At 28.7% G+C, this 25,480-nt stretch carries 19 protein-coding genes and 1 CRISPR repeat array; of the genes, 17 read left to right on the top strand and 2 right to left on the bottom strand.

Annotated features, from left to right (window positions below; all coding sequences use genetic code 11):
* The first annotated feature begins 11 nt into the window (after window positions 1-11).
* The 5 genes from cas3 (at window position 12) to cas2 (ending at window position 5,131) form a co-directional block, all read left to right on the top strand.
* On the top strand, window positions 12-2,327 hold the full coding sequence (gene cas3, locus ACZ41D_RS03825) for a CRISPR-associated helicase Cas3' (RefSeq protein WP_464152611.1): 2,316 nt from the start codon (window positions 12-14) through the stop codon (window positions 2,325-2,327).
* Window positions 2,328-2,586: 259 nt separating this feature from the next.
* Entirely contained in the window at window positions 2,587-3,327 is a 741-nt protein-coding gene (gene cas6, locus ACZ41D_RS03830) for a CRISPR-associated endoribonuclease Cas6 (RefSeq protein ID WP_464152612.1), read from the top strand.
* Window positions 3,328-3,348: 21 nt separating this feature from the next.
* Window positions 3,349-3,849, top strand: a complete 501-nt coding sequence (gene cas4, locus ACZ41D_RS03835; protein WP_464152613.1) for a CRISPR-associated protein Cas4 — start codon at window positions 3,349-3,351, stop codon at window positions 3,847-3,849.
* Between the two features lie 13 nt (window positions 3,850-3,862).
* Window positions 3,863-4,855, top strand: a complete 993-nt coding sequence (cas1b, locus tag ACZ41D_RS03840) for a type I-B CRISPR-associated endonuclease Cas1b (protein ID WP_464152614.1) — start codon at window positions 3,863-3,865, stop codon at window positions 4,853-4,855.
* A gap of 12 nt (window positions 4,856-4,867) precedes the next feature.
* The gene (cas2, locus tag ACZ41D_RS03845) at window positions 4,868-5,131 is read left to right on the top strand and encodes a CRISPR-associated endonuclease Cas2 (protein ID WP_464152615.1); all 264 of its coding nucleotides are present in this window, start codon (window positions 4,868-4,870) and stop codon (window positions 5,129-5,131) included.
* 185 nt (window positions 5,132-5,316) lie between these two features.
* Window positions 5,317-7,430: a CRISPR direct-repeat array (repeat unit 30 nt; unit sequence GTTTGTATTCTACCTATAAGGAATTGAAAC).
* Window positions 7,431-7,535: 105 nt separating this feature from the next.
* On the opposite strand, the gene ACZ41D_RS03850 is transcribed toward cas2, so the two are convergent.
* Together ACZ41D_RS03850 and ACZ41D_RS03855 are read right to left on the bottom strand one after the other, a co-directional pair.
* Window positions 7,536-7,853 (bottom strand): MazG nucleotide pyrophosphohydrolase domain-containing protein, encoded by a 318-nt coding sequence (locus ACZ41D_RS03850; protein ID WP_464152616.1) that lies wholly within the window; start codon window positions 7,851-7,853, stop codon window positions 7,536-7,538.
* Between the two features lie 65 nt (window positions 7,854-7,918).
* Window positions 7,919-8,524, bottom strand: a complete 606-nt coding sequence (locus tag ACZ41D_RS03855; protein ID WP_464152617.1) for a TetR/AcrR family transcriptional regulator — start codon at window positions 8,522-8,524, stop codon at window positions 7,919-7,921.
* A gap of 231 nt (window positions 8,525-8,755) precedes the next feature.
* Between ACZ41D_RS03855 and ACZ41D_RS03860 the strand changes: the two genes are divergently transcribed.
* From ACZ41D_RS03860 to pcrA, 12 genes are all read left to right on the top strand, one after another.
* Entirely contained in the window at window positions 8,756-10,423 is a 1,668-nt protein-coding gene (locus ACZ41D_RS03860; protein WP_464152618.1) for an OPT/YSL family transporter, read from the top strand.
* A gap of 18 nt (window positions 10,424-10,441) precedes the next feature.
* A complete protein-coding gene (locus tag ACZ41D_RS03865) occupies window positions 10,442-11,776 on the top strand; it encodes an amidohydrolase family protein (protein WP_464152619.1) in 1,335 nt (444 codons plus the stop codon).
* A 201-nt stretch (window positions 11,777-11,977) separates the two neighbouring features.
* Window positions 11,978-12,487 (top strand): DUF8052 family protein, encoded by a 510-nt coding sequence (locus tag ACZ41D_RS03870; RefSeq protein WP_464152620.1) that lies wholly within the window; start codon window positions 11,978-11,980, stop codon window positions 12,485-12,487.
* A gap of 24 nt (window positions 12,488-12,511) precedes the next feature.
* Window positions 12,512-14,146 carry a carbon starvation CstA family protein gene (locus ACZ41D_RS03875; protein WP_464152621.1) on the top strand — a complete coding sequence of 545 codons (1,635 nt, stop codon included), beginning with the start codon at window positions 12,512-12,514 and terminating at the stop codon, window positions 14,144-14,146.
* A gap of 94 nt (window positions 14,147-14,240) precedes the next feature.
* On the top strand, window positions 14,241-14,534 hold the full coding sequence (locus ACZ41D_RS03880; RefSeq protein WP_464152622.1) for a DUF7990 family protein: 294 nt from the start codon (window positions 14,241-14,243) through the stop codon (window positions 14,532-14,534).
* Window positions 14,535-14,552: 18 nt separating this feature from the next.
* The gene (locus ACZ41D_RS03885; protein ID WP_464152623.1) at window positions 14,553-15,488 is read left to right on the top strand and encodes an ArsA family ATPase; all 936 of its coding nucleotides are present in this window, start codon (window positions 14,553-14,555) and stop codon (window positions 15,486-15,488) included.
* Between the two features lie 271 nt (window positions 15,489-15,759).
* A complete protein-coding gene (locus ACZ41D_RS03890; protein ID WP_464152624.1) occupies window positions 15,760-17,010 on the top strand; it encodes a tetratricopeptide repeat protein in 1,251 nt (416 codons plus the stop codon).
* A 528-nt stretch (window positions 17,011-17,538) separates the two neighbouring features.
* Window positions 17,539-19,137 carry a sodium:solute symporter family protein gene (locus ACZ41D_RS03895; protein ID WP_464152625.1) on the top strand — a complete coding sequence of 533 codons (1,599 nt, stop codon included), beginning with the start codon at window positions 17,539-17,541 and terminating at the stop codon, window positions 19,135-19,137.
* A gap of 26 nt (window positions 19,138-19,163) precedes the next feature.
* Window positions 19,164-20,177: an ester cyclase gene (locus ACZ41D_RS03900; protein WP_464152626.1), complete on the top strand. Its 1,014-nt coding sequence runs from the start codon at window positions 19,164-19,166 to the stop codon at window positions 20,175-20,177.
* A 42-nt stretch (window positions 20,178-20,219) separates the two neighbouring features.
* Window positions 20,220-21,425, top strand: coding sequence for an ester cyclase (locus ACZ41D_RS03905; RefSeq protein ID WP_464152627.1), 1,206 nt, complete (start codon window positions 20,220-20,222; stop codon window positions 21,423-21,425).
* An 84-nt stretch (window positions 21,426-21,509) separates the two neighbouring features.
* Window positions 21,510-22,784 carry an MFS transporter gene (locus ACZ41D_RS03910; protein WP_464152628.1) on the top strand — a complete coding sequence of 425 codons (1,275 nt, stop codon included), beginning with the start codon at window positions 21,510-21,512 and terminating at the stop codon, window positions 22,782-22,784.
* Window positions 22,785-23,079: 295 nt separating this feature from the next.
* Window positions 23,080-25,467 (top strand): DNA helicase PcrA, encoded by a 2,388-nt coding sequence (gene pcrA / locus ACZ41D_RS03915; protein ID WP_464152629.1) that lies wholly within the window; start codon window positions 23,080-23,082, stop codon window positions 25,465-25,467.
* Window positions 25,468-25,480 lie beyond the last annotated feature (13 nt).

Genomic DNA, 25,480 nt, shown 5'->3' on the forward strand with positions numbered 1-25,480 from the left:
AGGTGGTATATATGAAATATTATTCTCATCCTGAAAAAACAATGATCAAACACTTAACAGAGGTAAGGGACATTTCCATAGATCAAGTTCCAAATGAATATAAAAAAGCTTATGAAATAGTTGCATTATGTCATGATTTTGGAAAATATACTTCTTATTTTCAAAAATACTTAAAAAATAAGAAAAAAACTAGTTTATCAAATCATGGTTTTATATCTGCAGTATTTAGTGGCTACTTAGGATTAAGACAATTTGGGGAAGGTAATATCCTTCCTTTAATTATATATAATACGGTATTACACCATCATGGAAACCTAGAAAGTTTTTCAGTAAATCTTCCTGATAAATTCAAAAAAATATCTAGAACTAATTTTCCTATAAATGTATTGGAAAAAATAGATATAGCATATCAACAAATTGAGGATATGAAAAATAATATAGAATTTATAAAAATGGACATGAAAAATTTAGGGATATTAAATGAGTTTGAAGAATTTATATATGAGGATTGCGTTGTAGAAAAAACTTTAGGTAAACTTAAAAAATTAGACCTTTTATCTATTAGAGGATTAAAATCAGAAAAAAATTACTTTGTCCATCAGATATTGTATTCAGCATTGATTTCTGCGGATAAAATAAGTGCTTCAAATACTTTTATTCCTGAGGAGAAATTTGCTAATTATAGAACATTAAATACTGTAAGAGAAAATAAGTTTGGAAAATCAACAGAATTTATAGATAAAATTAGAACAGAAATATTTGAAAAAGTATTAGAAAATATTGAGAGGAATTATAAAAATTATAATACATTTTCTATAACTGCTCCAACGGGTACAGGTAAAACTATTACAGGATTTTTTGCAGCACTAAAACTTAAAGAATTACTTGGAGATGACAGAAAGATAATATATTCACTGCCTTTTACTTCAATTATAGAACAAAATTATGGTGTATTATTTGATATATTTAATAAGGGCATAAAAAATTTTGAAAAGAATTATAGCAGCTATATTATTAAACACCATAATTTATCAACTGTAGAATATGAAAGTGAATATAGAGATTATACTAAGACAGAAGCTGAGTTATTAATTGAAAATTGGTCTAGTGGAGTAGTAGTTACTACATTTGTTCAGCTTTTGGAGACTTTAATTGGCACAAGAAATAGGATGCTTAAAAAATTTAATTCAATAAAAGGTTCAATAATAATATTAGATGAAATTCAAGCTATAGATATAAAATATTTTGATTTAGTAGATTATATTTTGAGAAAAGCATGTGAATATTTAGATGTAAAGATAATTATTATGACAGCTACAAAACCATTTATATTAACAGATTCATTAGAATTATTAGAAGATAGTGAAAAATATTTTAAATATTTTAAAAGAACTAGATTGATACCTAAAATAGAAAAAGTTACTATAGATGAATTTACTGATAAATTTATTGAGAATTTAGAAGAAAAATCTTATATGATAGTTTGTAATACAATCAAAGAATCCTTAAGTGTTTATAAAAAATTAGAGCAAATTGATAGAGAAGTATATTATCTATCAACTAATATTCTTCCTATTCATAGAAGAAAGAGAATAGAAGAAATAGATGAAAGACTTAAAAATAATGATAAGATAATCCTTGTTTCAACTCAAGTAGTTGAAGCAGGAGTAAATTTAGATTTTGATATGGTTATAAGAGATATCGGACCAATAGATTCGATAATTCAGTGTGCAGGAAGGTGTAATAGAAATAATAAAAATGAAATAGGTGATGTGCATGTATACTCTATAATTGATGAAAAAGGGAAAAGTTATGCAAAATATGTGTACGGGAATACTTTAATAGATATTTCAGAAAGACTCCTTAAAGGCAAGGAAAAAATTGATGAAGAAGAATATTTTAAGTTTATAAATGAGTATTTTAATATGATAAAACAAAACAAGTCAAAAGAAGAATCTAGGAAGTATATAGAATCAATAAAAACAATAGACTTTTCTGAGGGAGAATATTCGTTAAATAGATTTTCTCTAATTCAAAATAACCCGACATACATAGATGTGTTTTTTATATATGATGATGTAGCTGAAGAAACTTATGAGAAATATCTAAGTTTGTCCAAAATAAAAAACTTCAATGAAAAAAGGGAACTCTATTTAGATATACGAAAAGATATGAAGAATTATATATTGTCAATTCCAAATAAATATTTCAAAGATTTTGCAGTAGAAAGAGGAATGATATTTTTACCTAGAGAAGGTATTGAACAATTTTATGTTGATACAACAGGTTTTAAAAGGGAAGAAAATGATGATTGCTTGATTTTTTAAAGATTATTATTTTGCTCATCCAAATGGAAACTAAAACAATCCATTGGGATGAGTTTTTCAATTTTTATCCCAAGTAAAACTGGGATCATATTGAAAGTTTATATCACAAAATTGTTACAAAGAAGGAAAATTAATATTATATGTAGAATATATTACCAAGTACAATGAGGAAATCACATAATAAAGCAATTCAAGAAATTTTGCAATTTCCTCTAATTATAAAGGTTAATTATAAAGGTTAAAAGTTAGGAGGATAATTGTGAGACTAAAAATGAAACTTTCGTTTGAGGACAAACTTACTCTTCCTATTCATTATAATCATATTATTCAAGGATTTATTTATGAAAACATATCAGATAGGATTTTTAGAAAATTTTTACATGACGAAGGCTATAAATATGAAAAAAGAAATTTTAAATTATTCACCTTTTCTAGGATAAATGGAAAGTTTGAAATAAATAGTCGTAACAAAACGATAAATTTTATTTCACCAATAACAATTGTTGTATCATCAGTTTTAGATGATTTTATCAATGATTTTGGTAGTACATTACTAAAAAAAGATATTCTTTTTTTAGGTAATACTGATATTGTGCTTAAGGAGATATCGGCATATAAACCTGAGATTAATACTGAAAGTGTACCTATAACAATGCTTTCACCTATGGTAACTTATAGTACAGTAGAAGTTTATGGAAAGAAAAAAACTATATATCATAAACCTGATGATGACGTATTTGATAAACTTATTTATCAAAACTTACTTAAAAAGTATGAATCTTTTTATGGTAAAGATTTAGAAAAATCCCGTTTTCATATACAACCTTTAAATGAAAATAAGACAAAACAGATTATAACTAAATATAAAGAATTTATTATAAAAGGATGGATAGGAGAATATCAATTGATAGCTAGTCCTGAAGCTATTAGATTTGCATATGATACTGGATTAGGAAGCAAAAATGCTCAAGGATTTGGGTGTTTTGAAATTAATAAATAATTGCAATCTAGGAGTGAAACAATGGAGGATATAAAAGTAAATGGGACTTTGATATGGTATTATTACATTTGCAAAAGAGAAGTATGGCTTATGGCTCGTAATCTAATACCTGATCAAGAAAATGAATATATAGATTTAGGTAGATTTTTACATGAGAATACATATATGAGAGAAAGAAAAGAAATATCTTTTGGTCATATAAAAGTTGATATTCTTCATAAAAAAGATGGACAAGTAGTAGTTGGTGAAGTTAAAAAAAGCTCAAAATATAAAGAAAGTGCCAAAATGCAGCTTGCTTATTATCTTTGGGAATTAAAAAAACAAGGGATAGAAGGTACAGGGATACTTATGTTTCCTAAAGAGAAAAAAAGGGAAGAAGTAGTTTTAACTGATGACATTATCGATAAACTTGAATTTGTTGAAAAAGATATATTAAGAATCATTTATGAACCATTGCCACAGGAACCTAAAAAAATAAGTCTTTGTAAGAAATGTGCTTACAATGAATTTTGTTGGTCTTAAACGAGGTGAGTAAATGAAAAAAACCATTTATATATTTAATGATGGACAGTTAAAGCGGAAAAATAATACCTTGTATTTTGAAACAGAACGAGGAAAGAAATATATTCCCATAGAAGATATAAGTGACTTTTTTATATTTGGGGAAGTAGATTTAAACAAAAGATTTCTTGAATTTGTGTCACAAAAAGAGATATTGTTGCATTTTTTTAACTATTATGGGTATTATGTAGGAACATATTATCCTAGGGAACATTTAAATTCGGGATATGTTATATTGAAACAGTCTGAGCATTATCTTGATGAAGATAAGCGGCTATTAATTGCTGCTAAATTTGTTGAAGGAAGCAGTAAAAATATGTTAAATATAATAAAGTATTATAAAAATAGGGGCAAGGAACTTACTGATGTTGAAAATAGTATAGATTTATTGAGTAGTCGAATTAACCTTTGCAAAAATATAAATGAATTGATGGCTATTGAAGGGAATATAAGAGATACTTACTATAAAGCATTCGATGAAATAATAGATAATGAAAACTTTATCTTTGAGCAGAGAACAAGGAGGCCACCTAAAAATCATCTAAACTCGTTAATTAGTTTTGGGAATTCACTTTTGTATGTCCTTGTTTTAGGAGAAATATATAAGACACATTTAGACCCTAGAATAGGTTATTTACATACTACAAATTTTAGAAGGTTTACATTAAATTTAGATGTAGCTGAGGTTTTCAAACCTATTATAATTGATAGGATAATATTTACTCTAATATCAAAAAAGATGATAACTGATAAAGATTTTGAAAAAGACATGGGAGGAATAATACTAAATGAAGGAGGACGAAAAAAATTCATAGAAGAATTCGATAAAAGGCTTAAAACTACTATTAAGCATAGAGAACTAGGAAGAAGTGTTTCATATAGAAGATTGATAAGAATGGAATTATATAAATTGGAAAAACATTTATTGGGAGAAAAAGAATATATCCCATATGTATCAAGATGGTAATGAGGTGGGGATATGTTTGTTATTCTCGTATATGATGTGCAGCAAAAAAGAGTAGCAAAAGTATTAAAAACTTGTAGAAAATATTTATATTGGGTACAAAATTCAGTATTTGAAGGCGAAATAACTGATGCAAATTTGATTAAACTAAAGTTAGAACTTAGTAGAATAATAAACGAAGATAAAGATTCAGTAATGATATATAAATTTAGAAGTACCAAGTATTCAGAATTTGAAACTATGGGAATAAAAAAAGGTGGAGAAGAAAATATATTGTAACATATTTGAGAAAATAAAATTGTCGTCGACCCTAGATAGCGTAAAAACCCCTGGGGATCGACGACAATTTTATTTTGTCAGTTTTCATTGAAATATCAACAATTAATTAAAAATTTAATGAAAAAGAAGGATTTTTCTAAAATGTATAGAAAATATAAAATATAGTAAAACCAATACCTAAATGGGTTTGTATTCTACCTATAAGGAATTGAAACGCTTTAATAGGTCCTTGGCATCTCCAGTAGCACTTGTTTGTATTCTACCTATAAGGAATTGAAACTGATAAAGGGATATATGTAAACTTTCCGTCCGGTGGGTTTGTATTCTACCTATAAGGAATTGAAACTTTCATCTTTATATATATCTAATGTTTTACTATTACCAGTTTGTATTCTACCTATAAGGAATTGAAACAATGATAAGAAAGCTAAAAAATGTCCAATGAGAGATGTTTGTATTCTACCTATAAGGAATTGAAACGCTGTTATTCAATCTTTACCTTCTCTTCTTGAAATTGTTTGTATTCTACCTATAAGGAATTGAAACTTTCTATGTATCGTTTGGTTATCATAATTGAATTTTCGTTTGTATTCTACCTATAAGGAATTGAAACCTTCTATTCTTCCATCTGCATATGTAACTTTGAAATGTTTGTATTCTACCTATAAGGAATTGAAACAATGCACAAGTTGCTGTGCCTGTATTGGGTAAATATTGTTTGTATTCTACCTATAAGGAATTGAAACAAGACTTTTATGAAGTAGTCAAAAAAGTTGGTAATGGTTTGTATTCTACCTATAAGGAATTGAAACTTTGATTCTGTATATCAACAATTGCTTTTGGATCTAGTTTGTATTCTACCTATAAGGAATTGAAACAAACTTATTTTACTAAAGAAAATTATGGTCATTTAGGGTTTGTATTCTACCTATAAGGAATTGAAACAAGGTAATAGAAGACAATATTGATATTGCTATTGCGGAGTTTGTATTCTACCTATAAGGAATTGAAACTTGACTCGATTTGTTATAGAACCGATTACAGAACAAAAGTTTGTATTCTACCTATAAGGAATTGAAACTTGCAGTAGAAAAACCTAGTATACCAAATTACAACATAGTTTGTATTCTACCTATAAGGAATTGAAACATGATGACGATATTTTTTTACTATCAGATGTCCCAGTTTGTATTCTACCTATAAGGAATTGAAACGCTGATTATGAATTAGGCAATACAGTACCACCTGATGATGGTTTGTATTCTACCTATAAGGAATTGAAACAGCTTGTGTTTCTACGTATGTGTATACGCTATCGTACCAGTTTGTATTCTACCTATAAGGAATTGAAACTCCGCCTCCTTCCAAAAATGCAAAAACAGGTCACTGAAGTTTGTATTCTACCTATAAGGAATTGAAACCAGAGCAAAACAACATAAAAATGATACCGCCAGGAGAGTTTGTATTCTACCTATAAGGAATTGAAACCTGCAAAATCTTCAAATATATTATTCTTGATTGCAATTGTTTGTATTCTACCTATAAGGAATTGAAACTTCAAAGTTTGTTCAATAATTAAGTTAGAAGTTTTTCCGTTTGTATTCTACCTATAAGGAATTGAAACAACTCTGTTGAATTAAAGAAAATTGGATATATAAATCCGTTTGTATTCTACCTATAAGGAATTGAAACCTTTCAAAGGTTTGTATTTCTCTCATTTCTGCAAGTTTGTTTGTATTCTACCTATAAGGAATTGAAACTCTTGTGATAAATTCCGATATTCAATGTAACCTGCTTCGTTTGTATTCTACCTATAAGGAATTGAAACAAATTATTTTAAGTTTTTTGTAAAGAGAAGGGACAAGGTTTGTATTCTACCTATAAGGAATTGAAACTTTGCAATGTTTGCATTGTCGATAGTATCGTTTAATTGTTTGTATTCTACCTATAAGGAATTGAAACCAATAAAAATGATATTAGTTTGTTAGGCGGTATGATTGTTTGTATTCTACCTATAAGGAATTGAAACAATACTTCTTTGGGAATAAATTCTTTATTGCTGCTCTTGTTTGTATTCTACCTATAAGGAATTGAAACCAATTAGCACACAGAAATGCAAGAAAGGGTAAAGCATGGTTTGTATTCTACCTATAAGGAATTGAAACGAAAGTATTTCAGGGCAAAGCATTGTTCCATCTTTTTGGTTTGTATTCTACCTATAAGGAATTGAAACCCAGTGAAGGTTTACTGAAGCTGGAAGCATGGGCAAGTTTGTATTCTACCTATAAGGAATTGTATTAATGGAAAAAGGTAATAAAATAAGGAAGGAAAATATTTCAATATTTTCCTTCCTTATTTTGATTTTCAATTTAAAGCTTATATATGCAGTTATTTTGAACTAATATTATCTTCCAGAACCTAAATCTCCTTTATTAGCGAATCTATTTTCATATTTATTAAGTACGTATTTTAGGCAATCTTCTAAATTAGTTTCTGTTTCGTTAGCAATACAAATTAAAGAAAACAATACATCTCCAATTTCACTATTCCATTCTTTAGTTTTTTCAAATTTTTTATTACCGTAGCTAGTACCTTTTAAGACTTCTTTTGACAGTTCACCTACTTCTGAAGCTAGGTCTATAACTCTAACACTAACTGGTGAATTTATATTTTTATCTTCAGTAAACTTTTTTATCAAATCTTGTATTTCAAGTAAGTTCATATTTTCCTCCTTAAACTTTATATTTTACTTCTATTAGTAAATCCTATATTGTTATTTAAACAATATCATTTATAAATGCTCCTAAAAGCCATTTCTATAAAATTTTCTATAATCCTATTTTTTTCTTGTTTATCAGAGATATTTTTAAATTCAAAATACTTTATAATATTGTATTCTAATGTAGTAAATAAGTATGAAACAAACTCTATGTCTACATCGTCTCTAAGTAATCCTTTTTCTTTATCTTTGTATAATTTATCAATATTCGATTGCATGAAATTATCTATACCATAATCGAAATAAAATTTTCTTTTAATATCTTCATTATCATATAGTAATATTTTTAATAATTCAATTTCTCTATCATGTAGAAATGCCTTATTTTCAGAAATTTTTGCAAACTTTAAGAAATTATCTTTCAAACTATCATTTTCATTTAAAATTAAATCTTGTTTTTTAAGAATGATTTTTTTAATTAGGTACAAGAATAAATCATCTTTATCATGAAAATATTCATAAAAACTTCCAATTGAAATACCTGAATTTTTTGCGATTCTTTTAACACTAGCTTTTTTGTAGTTGTGTTTATGTTCTAGGAATTCATTATATGCAGCATTAATAATTTTATTTTTTTTTACATCATCTAATTTATAATAATTTTCTTTCGGCATAATAATCATTCCAATCTTTAATTATTTTATGTGATAATAATTAATTAAAATATATTCTTCATTATACAGTATATAATTTATGGAAGTTTTAGTCAATTTATTTGATAATATCTAAGATAGAGGAATTTATTTTAAATAAAGAAAAATATTGATTTTTTGAAAAATTTACTATACAATATAACTGAACCGGTTCAGTAAAGACTATAATTTTATACAAGGGAGGTTTACAGCGTGAAAGAAAATATATCAACAGATGAGCAAGCTACACAAGTTGAGAAAGAATTTACATTTAGAGCTTTATTTTGGGGAATTGTTGTTGGAATAGTTATGATGGCACTACTTACATATTTATCTGCAGTAGCTGGGATGGATTTAAATGTTTCACCTGTAGCTTCCATATTGGGTGTGATATTAATCCCATTAATTGGAGGTTCTACGAATTCAAAAGAAATTAATATTATGCAAACTACAGCTTCTGCTGTAGCATTAAGTTGTTCTGGGTTAGCTGTTTATTATATTGCTGCGATGTTTTTAGGACATGAGTTTAATTGGTACGAAATTATTATTACTCTAATATTTGCTAATCTTATAGGTATTTGCTTTGTTACATTGATAAGAAAGCAAATGGTTGAGGACCCTAATTTACCATTTCCACAATCAATGATGTGTAAAACAGCTATTGACAATGGGGATAATCTTACTGGAAAAGACGCGAAGATATTATTTCTATTTATAGGGATAGGTGCAATAATAGTTTTTTTACAAAATATTGTTGGTGTTATTCCTGTAACAATAGATTTTTCAAAATATTTACCGAAAGGCATGGTTATGGGAGTATTATTGATGCCTATGATGATAGGCATGGGGTATATTTTGGGATTTAAAATAAGTATTATTTTATTAATTGGGTCTTTATTTTCCAATTTAGTGCTTGCACCAATTGGAACTAATTTAGGATGGTATCCGGATCCAAAAATGAGTTACACTGCAATGCAAAACTTTAATATACCTATTATGATAGGCATGTCTTTATTTGCTTCAATCATACCTCTTGCAAGGCAAAGAAAAGCAATTTTTAGAGCATTTAAATTTAGTGGTACAGATTTAGATGAAGAATCAAAAGTTGTACCTGTTAAATTTGTTATGATATGTATGATTATATGTGTTATTGGGGCATTGGTTTTCTATAAAATTACTTATAATATAAATCCTTTATATATGTTATTTTTTATAATTTTAGGAATGGCTACAGCACTAATATCAGTGAGAATACAAGCGGAATCTGGTCTAAGTGCCGCTTTAGCGTTTACAATATTTCAAATAGTTGTAGTTTATTCGATAACTAAAGATCCTATTATATCCATTCTTATATGTTTCATGTCAGGTACTATTACGTTATTAGCACAAAATACAATGATGGATTTAAAAACAGGATATATGTTAAATGGTTCTCCTAGAAAGCAAGTATGGGCACAAATAGTAGGAGTTATACCAGGAATAATTGTTGGGACCATATTTTTTTATGGGTTATTAAAAACCTATGGGCTTTCTTCTACTCAAATGTCTTATCCTATTGGTAAAATGTATCATGCCGTAGCGTCTGGCTTATCAGGTGCTGGTAATGTAGGAAATATATTTGACATTGGTAGATTTATTATAGGAAGTGTTATTGGATTAGGAATGTCGATTATAGGATTACCAGCAGGTGCACTGGGTATCACACTATATCTTATGCCTAGAATTGTAGTTAATCTATCTTTAGGTGGTGTAATAAGAGGAATTATCGAAAAAAAATGCGGAGTAAAGTGTGCTGCTACTTACAACAATGCAGCAACAGGATTAGTTATAGGTGACGCACTGATAGCAATATTTATAGTAGTATTATCAATATTAATATAGTTACAAAAGGAGGCATTAATGTTGGGAGATATCTTAAGACCTATTTTGTTTAAAAATGTTAATATTATTGATTTGTATACTGGGAACATTGATTCAAATAAGAATGTTGTTGTTATGAGTGATAGAATTATTGATATTTTGGATTCAAATTACGAGATTGATAATTTAAAATATGAAGTTATAAATTGTGATGGTAAGTTTTTGATTCCAGGTTTATGGGATATGCATATTCATATACTTAATAATGCAGATTTAGCTATTCCACATTTATTAATCAATGGGGTATTAGGTATAAGAGATATGGGGTCGTCTTTTTCAGAACTAAAGTATTTAAAAACAAAATTAAAGGAAGAGTCTATTCCTATGAATGTATTTGCAACGGGTCCTATTTTAGATGATAAAACTATTCCAGGAACAGACAGTAGAATTAATATTAAAGAATGTGATGATGTTTTATCGGTTATTAGAAAATTATATGATTTTGGTGTAGATTATATAAAAGTTCATAATAAAGTACCCTATGATAAATATTGTGAACTTGTGAAAGAAGCAAAAAAGTTTAAGCTAGATGTTGTTGGGCACGTTCCTTATGAGGTTAGAATCATAGATGCCATAAAGCTTGGACAGAAAAGTATTGAACATCTTACAGGAATGTTTTTGGGGGCATCTTCTTCTGAAAATATTTTAAGAGAAAAATACGTTAATGCCAAAAATAATTTGATTGCAGAATTGAATGAAAAAGAAGCAGCTGATACTTTTGATGAAGGTAAATTTGAGCAAATAGCTATTGAAAGCATTAAAAATGAAGTTTATCATGTGCCTACATTGAGAATAATGAAGGCTGCAACTTCTGAACTTATTGATTCAAAGCCTGAATTTTATAAGTATATTTCTCAAGAGTTAATAGATTCTATGGAGAATTTTACTAAAGAGCTTAAAAAGGCAAATTTAATTTCATTTTTTGATTATATGTATGAGAGTAAAATGAAATTGATGAACAAGATGCATGAGAGTAATCTATTGTTCATGGTAGGTACTGACTCGCATTGTAGTATGTTAGGAGACCAATTTAAAATATTTTATGGATATAGCGTTCATGAGGAAATGGAGGAATTAGTGAACTGTGGTTTTTCAAATCTTGAGGCTTTACAATGTGCTACAGTAAACCCAGTTAGATTTCTTAAACTGACTGATGATTTTGGGAAAATTGAAGTTGGAAAAGTTGCAGATTTTCTAGTATTAAATTCAAACCCATTGGAAGATATAAGGAATACAAAAGATATAGACTATATTGTCTTAAAGGGTAATGTAAAACCCGTAAAAGAATTAAAGTCAACACTAAGAATATATTAATTGCAGCATATGCCTATTATATAAGCCATATATACAAAAAAATTGCAAAATTACTAAATAATTTTGTCTATTATTAATATAAACTTGTATACCTTACATTTTATTGAAATATATATATTGTATATTTTTTTTAAAAGTATTATACTATAGTTGTAGAAAAAATGTAGATGAATATTTTGAGAAAAGGCGGATTAATAGCATATGAATATTTCAGAATATAGGGCCAATTTAGAAAATAGTTTAAAAAGATATTTTGATTTAGAATATGATAAAGAAATTAATGGGTTTAAGTTTGATATAGTTGCAAAATTTTATCAAAGAAGTGCAAAATATATGCTAATGAAAAAAGCTGAAATATATGCTTTTCAAACAAATGAATATATTTTTTATAATACTATAGATAAGACTTTTAATGCTAACAGTCTTAAAAGTTATTATAATTTTTTAAATGAAAATGTAGATGAAATAGTAGATATTAACGATGAGCATATGTCTACTATAATTACCTTTTTATTTTCTACTGCTGATGACTTAGATGATAACTTGATAAGAGAAGTTAAAAAATTTAAGTTTCATAAAACCTTTAAATTTGGGCTCAAAGGATGGGTTGACACTAGATTATTTATTGTCAATCCAATTACTCAAAAAATATATTCAAATAAATTTGGAAGGAGGGAGAAAAAGAAATTTTTATTTAGCGAGAGTATTTAGCCTAAAAAATAAAGGAGGTATTTTATGAATTCACTAGTTCTTATTATTATTTCTGTTGTTTGTTTTCTAATTGCATATGCTACGTATGGTGCGTGGCTATGTAAGAAATGGGGAGTAGACCCAAACAGGAAAACACCTGCTCATACTAGAGAAGACGGAGTGGATTATGTTCCTGCAAAGGCACCAGTATTGCTTGGACATCACTTCTCATCAATAGCAGGTGCAGGCCCTATAGCTGGTCCTATAGGAGCTGCCGTATTTGGTTGGTTACCTGTAATGCTTTGGATAATAATAGGAAGTATATTCTTCGGTGGAGTTCACGACATGGGTTCCTTATTTGCATCTGTTAGGCATGACGGAAAATCTATAGGTGAAGTTATTCACGCTAATATGGGTGAAACAGGTAAGAAGTTGTTTTCATGGTTTGCATGGTTAACTTTATTGCTTGTAATTGCAGCATTTGCTTCAATATGTGCTAGTACTTTTACTTCAGTTCCTTCTGCTGCTACTTCATCTATGTTATTTATGGTATTAGCTATAGCATTTGGTTTCTTAGTATATAGAAAAGGTGCAGGGCTTGGAATAAGTAGTATTGTTGGAGTTATTTTACTATTCATATGCATATGGTTAGGGCTATTATTCCCAATTCAATTATCATATAATACTTGGGTAATTATACTATTATTCTATATAGCTATTGCATCTATAACACCAGTTTGGATTCTATTGCAACCTAGAGATTACTTGAACTCATTTTTACTATATGCTATGCTTATTGGTGGAATATTAGGTTTATTTATTTCTCATCCTACAATAAAATTAGATGCTGTTACTGCATTTAATCTTGGTAATGGTAATTTATTATTCCCAATATTATTTGTAACAGTTGCCTGCGGAGCTATTTCAGGGTTCCATTCATTGGTTGGTTCAGGAACATCATCAAAACAGCTTGACAATGAAAAAGATGTTAAACTTGTAGGATATGGTGCTATGCTTATAGAAGGTGTACTTGCTACACTTGCTATAATTACTGCAGCTTATGTTAGCAAAGACCAATTAGCAGAGTTATTAAAAGGTAGTGCTACAAATGTATTTGCAAACGGTATTGGCGATTTTATGAGTACTTTTGGTATACCTTTTGAAACTGGTAAGAGTTTCACAGCACTTGCAATATCAGCTTTTGCATTAACCTCACTTGATACTGCTACAAGACTTGGAAGGTTTATATTCCAAGAAATGTTTGAAAATAGCAAAGAAGGAGAAGCTTCTTCAAATCCACTTTCAAATAAATATGTTGCTACTTTGATTACAGTAGTATTAGGTGGAATTTTAACTTTCAAAGGTTGGCAAACAATATGGCCAATATTTGGTTCAGCAAACCAACTATTATCTGCTTTAGCATTGTTAGCATTAGCTGTATACTTGAAAAAACATGGAAAAGAGTACAGAATGGCTTCAATTCCAACTGTGTTCATGTTTGCAGTTACTTTATTTGCTTTAATATTATTGATTAAAGGTAATTTAGCTAATATTGCTAAAACATGGCCATTGGTATTCATAGCTGTAATATTATTCATACTAGCTTTAGTACTAATAAAAGAAGGTACAAAGGCATTGAAAACGAATACTGAAGATAAAATTAAAGATATGAAAGCATAAAGATTTATGTGGTTCAATAAAGCTAACGTTTGTAAACGTTAGCTTTATTGAATATTAAGTACTATTATGATCCTAATAATAAGGAAGTGAAAATGTGGACAAGAAAAAATTTAAGGAGTTAATAGAGAATTTCAAATTATTTTTTAAAGGTGCTTCAGATTTTAACAGAAAATCTAGAGCTATATTAGAAAAGGAAGCTCATGATGAAATGGATAATTTTATTCTTTTGTGCTTTGCAGACATGCTAGGTTTACCTATACCTACTACATATTATACTTTAGAGATACTACCTTATATTGCTGAGGACTTAGAACATTGGCAAAGGAGAATGATGGATAGAAAATCAATATGGGGTGAAAAATGGGGAGATTATGATTTGGATGCATAAGATAAGGAGGAATGAATATTGAATAAAATTGTTTTATTTGGTGGCAAAGGTGGCGTAGGTAAAACAACATGTTCTGCATCTTATGCGTTAAGTTGTGCAAGGGCAGGTAAGAAAACATTGATTGTTTCTACAGACCCAGCTCATTCGACTGCAGATATATTCGGTAAAAAAATAGGAGATAAAATAGTAAAACTAGATGAAAATCTCTATGGATTAGAAATTAATTCAGAATTAGAAAGCAAAAAATATATGAATAGAGTAAAAAATGACTTAAAAAATGTAGTGAGTCCTGTTATTGTGAGAGAAATAAATAAGCAAATTGATGCGGCGTCGATATCACCAGGGACAGAGGAAGCGGCTTTGTTTGATAAAATGATTGAGATAATGGTTGAAAAGTATGATGATTATGAAAAAATAATTTTTGATACTGCACCTACTGGGCACACTGTTAGAATATTGTCTCTTCCTGAATTATTAGGAGCTTGGTTAAACACACTCATAAACAAAAGAGTAAAAGCATTAGGACTTATGCAAATGGCTAATAATGCTGGCAAGAAGGATAATGAAGAGATAATGAAAGACCCAGTTATTAAGATACTTAATGGTAGATTAGAAAGGATTAACAAAGTAAAAGATATAATAACCAATGATAAAATATTAAATTTCATATTTGTATTAAATGCTGAAAAGCTTCCAATTGAAGAAACTAAAAAAGCTATAGGACTATTAGAAAAATTTAATATAAATGTAGAATATCTCGTTGTCAACAAGATACTTCCAGAAGACATTGAAGGCAGTTTTTGGGGAAATAAGAAGCAGTTAGAGGCTAAATATCTTCAAGAAATAATTGATACTTTTAAAAATAAAAAAATAATTAAGATTCATATGCTTGATTCTGACATGGGTCCAAATAACGTTGGCGAAATATCAAAGCAGTTTGATCCTTTTGTGTAGCTTTTATCCCATAAAGAAAATTTAATATTTAATAATCTTGATTTAAAAAATAAACTTTCGTTGCTACTTATTTAAGCACTGTATTGATGTTTTACCATAAACAGTGCTTAATATTAGAGCAGAGAAAGTTTATTTTTTAGGTTATTTTAAGACTAACTTTTGCAAATTTCTCAAATATTATAATATATAAATTACCAATGTGTTATAATAATAAAATATTAGTAATCGTATATGAAAATATTGATTCATACATGGAGGACATGGAGGAAATATGAAAAAAATAGAGTTAAACGAAATCAAAGTAAAAACTCCCGGCGTTCAAATAAGGGAAAAAATAATAGAAAAGTTTGGGTCTATTAAAGCTTTTGCAGACGAGATTGACTTATATGAATCAACCATAGAGCAATATTTGTCAAGTAGAAAATTAGGGTCATCCACTTTTAAAATAAGAACTATGAAAGCATTAGGTGTAGATTTTAATAATTTGTATTTATCAGATGAAGAACAGATAAGATACTTTACAAGTACGATATCTTGGTATATAGATTATTATAATCAATTTAAAGATATTTTTAAATTTGAAAAACTAAAAAAACTTTGTTTGCAAAAAAAGCTATATGAAGATTATGCAATTGTTTGTAGATGTTATGCTCATTATTTTATGAATCAGGATAAAAAAGATAGGGCACAGGCTTATATAGAAGTAGCTGCTAATTCTATGAGAGGAAGAGAAAATATAGATAGATTTGGTCTTTATCTTTCTGAATTAATTTATATGAAAGGTAAGGATGTTTCCAAAACAGTTTTTAATAAACTTTTATCAGAGCTTAACCAGACTATAAAAAAAGTAAAGGGTCCTCTGACTAAAGGACATATATACAACAACCTTGGTAGTGTGTTTAACTCATTTGGTGATTATGAAAAGAGCAAGATGTATTATAAAAAAGTTTTTGATTATCACAAAGACCCTAAGAGCAAAGCTATTGTTTACATGAACATTGGAAATGTAGAAAAAAACTTAGGAAATAATGAAAAAGCTCTACAAAATTATCGTGAAGCAGAAAAGTTATTATCTAAGGAAGATGATTTTATTAAATATGTTTATAATGAATACGCATTGTATTATTTAAAACAAGGTGATGTAAATAAAGCTGAAACATATATAAATAAAATATTCTCAGATCAGTCTTGGAATATATCAGGTTCAAATCACGATTTTTTAATTACATATGCACGAATTAAAAATATTTTAAAAAAAGAAGATGAAATTATAGACGTTGTAAAAAGATTATTAAACGAAATATGCTATGAATATATATATATAATTAAACATTTATCCTTAGTAGAAGAAATAGTAATGTGGGATTATGATGATGATGTATTACTAGAAAAGTTAAAGAAAGTAGTAATAGATTTTTATTTAAATAATGATATTGAAATAGGATATGAAGTTGCTTTAAAAAAAATATTAGGCAGTATATCAATAAATCTACATAAAAATAGAAACAATTTTAATAATTAGGTAATTACATGAGAAAATTGCATAATTACTTCAGGGTCTAACTTTTGCAAGTTTATTGTTAAAAATTGTTAGGTATTATATTATGCAGTTTTCTTAATTGAAAATTAACAATATAAAAAAGTAAAAAAAAGGATTTTAAAAAGGCGCTTGAAGAACTGTATTTTTAGATAAATATACTATATTTTTAATTATTAAAAAATTTTGTTCTGAAAAAATGTTGTATAAATATTGCACGATTGATTGTTAATAAAATAGCAAAGTGGTGTTTATAACTTAATTTATCAAAATATTCATAAAATACAGAAAAAATAATTAAATAAAAATGTAAGAAATTTGAAAAAGTATAAGTTGCCTAATAAAACGTTACAAAATACAATAATAATTAACAAATAGAATATAATAAATAATATTAAATAAAACTTATCTCAATATCTTACAAATTAATTTTATGTCAAAAGCACATAATAAGTCTATTATATTATTTCCACAAGCAACACCAATCATTAAAACATTAATTAGGAGGGTAAAATGATTTCAAAAATAGATACTTTTATTATATTATTTTATATCTTAGGAATGATGTTCATAGGATGGGGGCTTGGAAAGGGGAATAAAAACTCAGAGGATTATTTTTTAGCTGGAAGATCTATGCCTTGGTTACCAATTGGATTATCTGTAGCTGCAACAACAATTAGTGCAAACGGTTTCGTTGGTGGGCCAGGATGGGCATATAGTTCGGGAATAAGTCCCTATATGGTACAGATAGGTATACCATTAGCGATATTCATTATACTATCTACTACAATTCCTGTGTTATACAATCTAAAATTAACTTCTATTTACGAGTATATAGAAATGAGGCTTGGGATTGGGACTAGATTATTAGCTGTTATAGGATTTCTAGCTAATTCAATCATTCAAATAAGCTCTATGGTATTTATACCTGCACTTATTTTAAAAACCTTTACAGGGTGGAGTTTAACAATTGTAGTTCCAATTATAGTTGTTTCAGCTATAGCTTATACTTTGTTAGGAGGTATAAAAGCAGTTATTTGGACTGATGCAGTTCAAATGCTTGTAATGTGGTGTGGAATTATTTTCTCTATTGTAGTTATTTTAAAATCTGTTAATATGGGCTTTTTTGAAACTTTAGCATTAGCTAAACAAGCAGGGAAACTAGATGCCATTAATTTTACATTTGATATTTCATATACAAATAGTTTTTGGATGACTTTAGTTGGTGGAACAGTTATGTGGATTAGGTATTTTGGATTTGACCAAGGACAAGTTCAAAGGATATTAACAGCAAAGTCAATGAAAGGTGTTAAAAAATCTTTTGTCATTAGTGGTTTTGTAATGAATGTATTGTATTTTATATTCATGTTAGTAGGAGTTCTTTTGTTTGTATTTTATAAAGGAATAGAGTTTGAAAATGCAAATAGTATTATGATTGATTTTATTACTAATCACCTTCCTATTGGTTTAATAGGACTAGTTATTGCAGGAGTTTTTGCTGCTGCTATGTCTAGTGTTGATTCATTACTTAATTCTATGTCGACAGTATTTGTGAAAGATATATATGAAAGATTTATTACAAAAGATGAAACTGAAACATCATTAAAAAGGTCAATGTTTATTTCTGCCATGTGGGGAATAGTAATTATAATTGTAACTTTATTAGGATTTTCAGGTACAACAAAATCTGTGTTAGATGTAGTTGGTAGTTATATTTCTTATATTTCTGGTCCTATGTGTGGAGTGTTTTTTCTTGCACTATTTACTACAAAAGCTAATGACAAAGGTACAGTAACGGGTACAATCATTGGGTTTATTTTAACAATTTTATTTGGAGTTTATACAAATGCTAGTTGGATATTAAAGCCAGCTATTGGATTGGTTACAACTTTTTCTATTGGATATTTTGCAAGTGCTGTTTTAAAATCTGATAGAAAAATTGAAGATATTAAAGAATTTACAGTTATAGGGCAAAGAGAAAAGTTGATTTCTGAAAATCGTACTGAAGAAGATGGTGTGTCAATATTACCTTTACAATTTGACAAGTATTCTTGGATTATTCTTGGATTTTTCATTTTCCAATATGTGTTTTTAATGATTATTGCACTATAAAATAAATTAAAATGAAGGAGGATATTATGGGTAAATATCAAGAAGTTAAAAATTTAGTAAGGCAATATTTTGAAGCCTTAGAAAATTCTAATCCTGAAAACGTAAAAGATGTTTTGAAAAAATATATCAGTGAAGAATATGATTGGAAAGGAGTTTATCCATTCCGTCAACAGTATGGTATTGAAAATGTTGCAGAGAAGTTTTGGATCCCACTAATGACTTCTCTAAATCATATGCAGCGTAGGCAGGACATATTTATTGCAGGAACTAATGAAATAAGTGGTGAGAAATGGGTTATGAGCATGGGGCATTTTATGGGTTTATTTGACTCAGAGTGGTTAGGTATAAGACCTACTGGGAAGATGATAAATTTAAGATATGCAGAGTTTAACTGTGTAGAAGATGGGAAAATAACAAAAACAGGATTATTTGTAGACATAATTGGTTTTATGCTGCAAGCTGGAATAAATCCATTACCACCTTCAACAGGGGCATATTTTGTATATCCAGGGCCTAGAAATCATGATGGACTTTTATTTGAAGATGCACCTGAAGAAGAAGGTGTTAAGACTTTAGAACTTGTTAATAAAATGGTTGATGACCTTTCAGCTCTTAATGAAAGTGGATCAATGGGGTGTCCACCAGAAATATTAGAAAAAACGTGGTCTAAAAATATGATTTGGTATGGACCAGGTGGTATTGGTGCAAGTTATACTATACCAAGGTATCAAAAACAGCATCAATTGCCTTTTAGGAATAATTTGAAGGATAAGAAGTTTAATGGCCATGTTTGTCGCTTTGCAGAAGGTAACTTTGCTTGTTTCTTCGGCTGGCCTAACCTAACAAATACTCCTATTGGTGGCTTCTTAGGATTACCAGGAGGAGAAATTAAAGCTGATATGCAAGTAGTAGATGTATATTGTCGTCAAGGAGATAAGCTTTCAGAAAACTGGGTGCTTATAGATATACCTTACTGGTTGAAACAACAAGGTTTAGATATACTTGAACGTACTAGTGAAATATTAAATCCTAAGTTATAACATGAAACTAGAAATACAAAATTTACTGAGGAGGTAATAATAATGCCAGATGATAAAAAGGGAACTTCAAATTTAAAAGAAAATTCAAAAACTTCAGAACTATATTTTAAATCTCAACAAAAAGTAAGCAATCATAAAGTGTTTTATGGGAATAGTAATGATGTAAATCCTGTTAGATATTATGATTACAATGATTTTGTAGATATTAAAGAAAGAAAGCAAAAATTAGAAGGATTTGACGATGATTACCGTGACTTTGTAGATTATATATTAAAAATCACTCATAGAATATGGGAAGAAAAGGGAATTGGTGTTATTTATGATACTTATCACAATAATGTTGTTATGCATGCTGGCTCAAGTAATATAACAGGTATTCAAAGCGTAATTGCTGGAACATTACAAACGCTACATGCGTTTCCTGATAGAAGATTAATAGGTCAAAATGTAATTTGGTCTAAATTTGATGAAAAGGGGTATTTATCGTCCCATAGAATAATATCTACAGCTACGAACCTAGGAGATAGCGAATTTGGACCTGCTACAGGAAGAAAAGTAACTTTTAGAACTACAGTTGATTGTGCTGCACATAACAATAGAATACACGAAGAGTGGCTTGTAAGAGACAACCTTTGGATTGTAAAACAGTTAGGGTTTGACCCTCATGAAGTCGCAAAGAAAATGGCAAAGGCTACTGCTCATAAAACACCTGCATTACAAAGTCGCTTTGGCATATGTGAAAGTATGGAAGGACAATTTTTCCCAGAAAAGTATACTGCAAAAGATTCAAGTGTTGGAGAGTTTATGCTTGAGATGACAAATAGAATTTACCAATACAAAATGATTAGCGATGTTAAAAAATATTATACAGACAATGCAGTTGTTCATTATATTTGCGACAAAGATTTAGTTGGATTTGATCAAATACAAGGAATGCTAATTAGCTTTATGTCTTCATTTCCTAATGCATCTTATATTGTTGATCGCATAACATGTAATCAAAGAGAGAAAGAAAATGAGTGGGATGTATCACTTAGATGGAGACTTGCTGGATTACATGAAGGTAGGGGATATTTTGGACAACCTTCTGGAAAACCAGTAGAGATATTAGGAATCAATCAATTCCATATAGCCAACAATAAAGTTGTCGAAGAATGGGTTACTTTTGATGGATTAGATGTATTGCGTCAGATATATTTACAAACCGATGATGAGTTTGTTAATCCGGCAGAAGCGAAAGAAGAATAATTTAAAAACAAATATCCTTTATTCAAAAGGAATAAATTCCTTTTGAATAAAGGATAAGTTGTAAAAAAAGAGAGGAGAATATAAATGAAAAATGATATATCTAATGAAGGCAATGAAATTATCTTAGGGGCAGACAGAAGTAATACTCAGAGAATTTTAGCATTTTTATCAGTAGCTATAATATATTTTTTCTATTGCTATAATTTTATGATAGGAACTTTTGTTAGACCTACTATGATAAAACCTATAGCAGAAGGTGGTTTTGGATTTGAGCTATCTCAAGCTTCAGCAATATTTGCAATTATGTCATTTAGTACTATTCCTGGTACATTGATATTTGGTGTATTAGCTTCTAAAATAGGTAAAAAAAGAACACTTATGACTATAGCTATTATGTTTGCAGCAACAACTTATTTACCACTTTTATCTCCAACAAGTTACACTCTTTGGAGAGTGGCACGTTTTACAACAGGACTTGCTTTAGGTGGGGTATTTGGTACAGCGGTTCCTCTAGTGGCTGAAATGTTTCCTCAAAAGTATAGAGGGAAATTAGCAGCAATTTGTACTAGTTTATTCTCAGTTGCTATGATTTTTGGTGGACAGCTATATGGTGCATTAGGGGACGAAAAATGGAGAATGTTAGTTTATACAGCAGTAATTCCTCCAATAATTGGTGCGATTTTGGTTCAATTTTTAGTTCCAGATGATAAAGAGCTTACTAAAAAACGTAATGAGGAAGCAAATAAACAAGGTGAAAAGATTAACTATTTAAATATGTATAAAGGGAAATATCTATTTATTGGTATAGGAGTTATCCTTTTATCTGGAGCAAATTTCACAGCATATTCAGCTTTCTCTAATAATGCTACAACATATTTAACTACTATAATTGGTATAAGTGCTGCTACAGCAGGTAGTATTTACAGTTTACAAGGAATTGGACAATTGATTGGATACAATTTGTGGGGATTTATAGCAGATAAATATGGAAGAAAGAAACCAGCAATAGGAATGGCATTGTGTGCAGTATTTATATTCATATATATGAGATTAGGAGCTGACGATGTAAATACTTTTAAAATAGTAACTTTACTACTTGGTTTAAATATTGGATTTTCAGGTGCATGGGGAGCATATTATACAGAATTATTCCCTAAAAAATTCAGTTCATTAGCTCCAGGAATATCATTTAATGGAGGTAGAATTATTTCGTCTATTTTCCTTCCAATTATAGCAGGTGTTGCGTCTACATCTGCTGGAATGGTTGGTATTTTTAGAATTGTTATGATTATATTCTTTGGTGGAGCAGCTCTTTGGGCATTTCTACCTGAAACTTTAAATAAAAAATTAGAATCTTAAATAAAGGAATTATGCAAATAATAAAAGGAGATGTATGAGTATGCATCTTCTTTTTTAATTTCTTTCAAATGAGAAATTTGCATAACAAAATATAGGTAAACAATTTCAATAGACATACTTTAAGTTTAATTTTTGTTTACCTATAATTTATGGAATTTTGCAAATTACTCAAATATGTATACTATAAATATTAGCTTTTAAAACCAACTAAATTTTATGATATACTATTTAGAAAGAGGAAAAGAATTTATATTTCTCTTTTTTATGAAAAAATAAGGATGTAGGTGATAAAACAATGATAGATGAACAGATTAGGAGTGAATTTTGTGAACTAAGAGATAAAATAATTGAATCACAATACACTCATTTAAATAACATGCAAAAAAAAGCTGTGCTTGCTACAGAAGGACCAGTATTAGTTTTAGCTGGAGCTGGATCAGGCAAGACTACTGTACTAGTTAATAGAATTTCTCATTTAATTAGATTTGGAAATATATATAAAAGTAATTATGTTCCTGATGGGTTACAGCTAGAAGATTTAGATCTTATGAGAAATTACTTAAATCATGTTAATAACGATAAAACAAGAGTTTTAAATGATAGGATTGAACATCTTATAGGGGGAAAAGGAGTATTTCCAGGAAATATTCTTGCTATAACTTTCACAAATAAAGCTGCTAATGAGATGAAAGAAAGAATAGGTAAACTCATAAGTAATAAAGTTGATAATATGTGGGTTGGAACATTTCATTCTATGTGCGTTAGAATATTAAGAAGGAATATAGAAAAAATAGGATATAGTAATAACTTTGTTATATACGATTATTCAGACCAACTTACACTAATGAAGGCCTGTATAAAAGAAAAAAATTTAAACGAAAAACTTTTTGATCCTAGATCTATGCTTGGATTTGTTAGTTCACAGAAAGATATACTAATGGAGGCAGAAAGATATATTAATGAAAATTACAGTAATTTTCGTGAAAGACAAAAAGGAGAACTTTATGAATTGTATCAAAAAAGACTGAAAGAAAATAACGCATTAGATTTTGATGACCTTATTGTTAAGACAATAGAGCTTTTTAAGAAAAATCCCCTTGTGCTTGATTATTATCAAAAAAAGTTTGAATACATACTTGTAGATGAATATCAGGACACCAACAGGGCTCAATATGAACTCGTTAGATTATTGTCAATGCAGCATAAAAACATTTGTGTCGTAGGCGATGATGATCAAAGTATCTATGGGTGGAGAGGGGCAGATATACGTAATATACTTGATTTTGAAAAGGATTATCCTGATGCTAAGGTTATCAAGTTAGAGCAAAATTACCGCTCAACTAAAAATATATTAAATGCAGCTAATTCAGTAATTGCAAATAACTATGGAAGAAAAAGCAAAAAGTTATGGACTACTAATAATACAGGATTACCAATAAATATTTATAATGCAGATAATGAACGTGATGAAGCATTGTTTATTTGTAAGACAATAAAGGATATAATAAATAAAGAAAAAAGAAGTTATTCAGATTTTGCTGTATTATATAGAACTAATGCTCAGTCTCGTGTTATAGAAGAAACTTTTATTAAATCAAATATTCCTTATAAAATTGTCGGAGGACTTAAGTTTTATGATAGAAAAGAAGTAAAGGATATTGTGGCTTACCTAAGACTTATTCAAAATCCTTTAGACAATATAAGCCTTAAACGTATAATAAATGTGCCGAAGCGTGGGATAGGTAAGATTACATTACAAAAAGTAGAGGAATATAGTGCTAAAAAGGGAGAAAGCATGCTTAGTTCCATTTTTGATGCTGAGGAGATCCCAAATATATCTCATAGAGCAATAACAAATTTAAAATCTTTTGCATCATTAATAGGAAAATTCATGGCTATGAAGGAAATAATCGGTGTAAAAGAGCTTATTGAAAAGGTCATAGAAGAAACAGGATATGTAGAAGAATTAAAAAAAGATGATTCAATAGAATCAATGAGCAGAATAGAAAATATTGAGGAATTCGTATCAGTAGCTATGGAATTTGAGGCGAAGAATGAAGAAAATGAACTTGAAGATTTTTTATCTAGCATTTCCTTATTATCTGATATAGATAAAGCTGAAGAAAATATAGATAGTTCTGTTACATTGATGACATTGCATAGTGCGAAGGGATTAGAGTTTCCTATTGTATTTTTAAGTGGAATGGAAGAAGGTATATTCCCTATATCTAGAGCGTTTAACAATGATAATGAACTTGAAGAGGAAAGACGTCTTTGCTACGTAGGGATAACTAGGGCAAAGGAAATCTTGTATCTTACTTATGCTACATTGAGGACTATTTTCGGGCGTACAAATTATAATATGATTTCAAGGTTTATAGAAGAGATTCCTGAAGAGCTTACACATGATTGCAATGAAAAGTTAAAGGAAGCAGCAGTTACTAAAAAAACAGTTACAGAGAAGAAATATTTTAAAGGATATACCTATAAAAATACTGGTACTGTAAAGAAAGAGATAAAGAAAGTAGACGTTGGAATGAGAGTAAAACATAAATTGTGGGGGTTAGGAACAGTAGTGCAGGTGAAAGAAAAAGATAAAGATGCTGAAATAACTGTAGCTTTTGAAAGCGAAGGTATAAAAAAACTCATGCTTTCCTACGCACCTATAGATGTGTTAGAATAGAAAAATCTTAATA

It is taken from the genome of Brassicibacter thermophilus, from assembly GCF_055378355.1.

Bases quoted from the DNA above. Each gene is read 5' to 3' on its own strand.
- cas3 (WP_464152611.1), top strand. From the start codon at position 12: ATGAAATATTATTCTCATCCTGAAAAAACAATGATCAAACACTTAACA.
- cas4 (WP_464152613.1), top strand. From the start codon at position 3,349: ATGGAGGATATAAAAGTAAATGGGACTTTGATATGGTATTATTACATT.
- cas1b (WP_464152614.1), top strand. From the start codon at position 3,863: ATGAAAAAAACCATTTATATATTTAATGATGGACAGTTAAAGCGGAAA.
- cas2 (WP_464152615.1), top strand. From the start codon at position 4,868: ATGTTTGTTATTCTCGTATATGATGTGCAGCAAAAAAGAGTAGCAAAA.
- ACZ41D_RS03850 (WP_464152616.1), bottom strand. From the start codon at position 7,853: ATGAACTTACTTGAAATACAAGATTTGATAAAAAAGTTTACTGAAGAT.
- ACZ41D_RS03855 (WP_464152617.1), bottom strand. From the start codon at position 8,524: ATGCCGAAAGAAAATTATTATAAATTAGATGATGTAAAAAAAAATAAA.
- ACZ41D_RS03865 (WP_464152619.1), top strand. From the start codon at position 10,442: ATGTTGGGAGATATCTTAAGACCTATTTTGTTTAAAAATGTTAATATT.
- ACZ41D_RS03870 (WP_464152620.1), top strand. From the start codon at position 11,978: ATGAATATTTCAGAATATAGGGCCAATTTAGAAAATAGTTTAAAAAGA.
- ACZ41D_RS03875 (WP_464152621.1), top strand. From the start codon at position 12,512: ATGAATTCACTAGTTCTTATTATTATTTCTGTTGTTTGTTTTCTAATT.
- ACZ41D_RS03890 (WP_464152624.1), top strand. From the start codon at position 15,760: ATGAAAAAAATAGAGTTAAACGAAATCAAAGTAAAAACTCCCGGCGTT.
- ACZ41D_RS03895 (WP_464152625.1), top strand. From the start codon at position 17,539: ATGATTTCAAAAATAGATACTTTTATTATATTATTTTATATCTTAGGA.
- ACZ41D_RS03900 (WP_464152626.1), top strand. From the start codon at position 19,164: ATGGGTAAATATCAAGAAGTTAAAAATTTAGTAAGGCAATATTTTGAA.
- ACZ41D_RS03905 (WP_464152627.1), top strand. From the start codon at position 20,220: ATGCCAGATGATAAAAAGGGAACTTCAAATTTAAAAGAAAATTCAAAA.
- ACZ41D_RS03910 (WP_464152628.1), top strand. From the start codon at position 21,510: ATGAAAAATGATATATCTAATGAAGGCAATGAAATTATCTTAGGGGCA.
- pcrA (WP_464152629.1), top strand. From the start codon at position 23,080: ATGATAGATGAACAGATTAGGAGTGAATTTTGTGAACTAAGAGATAAA.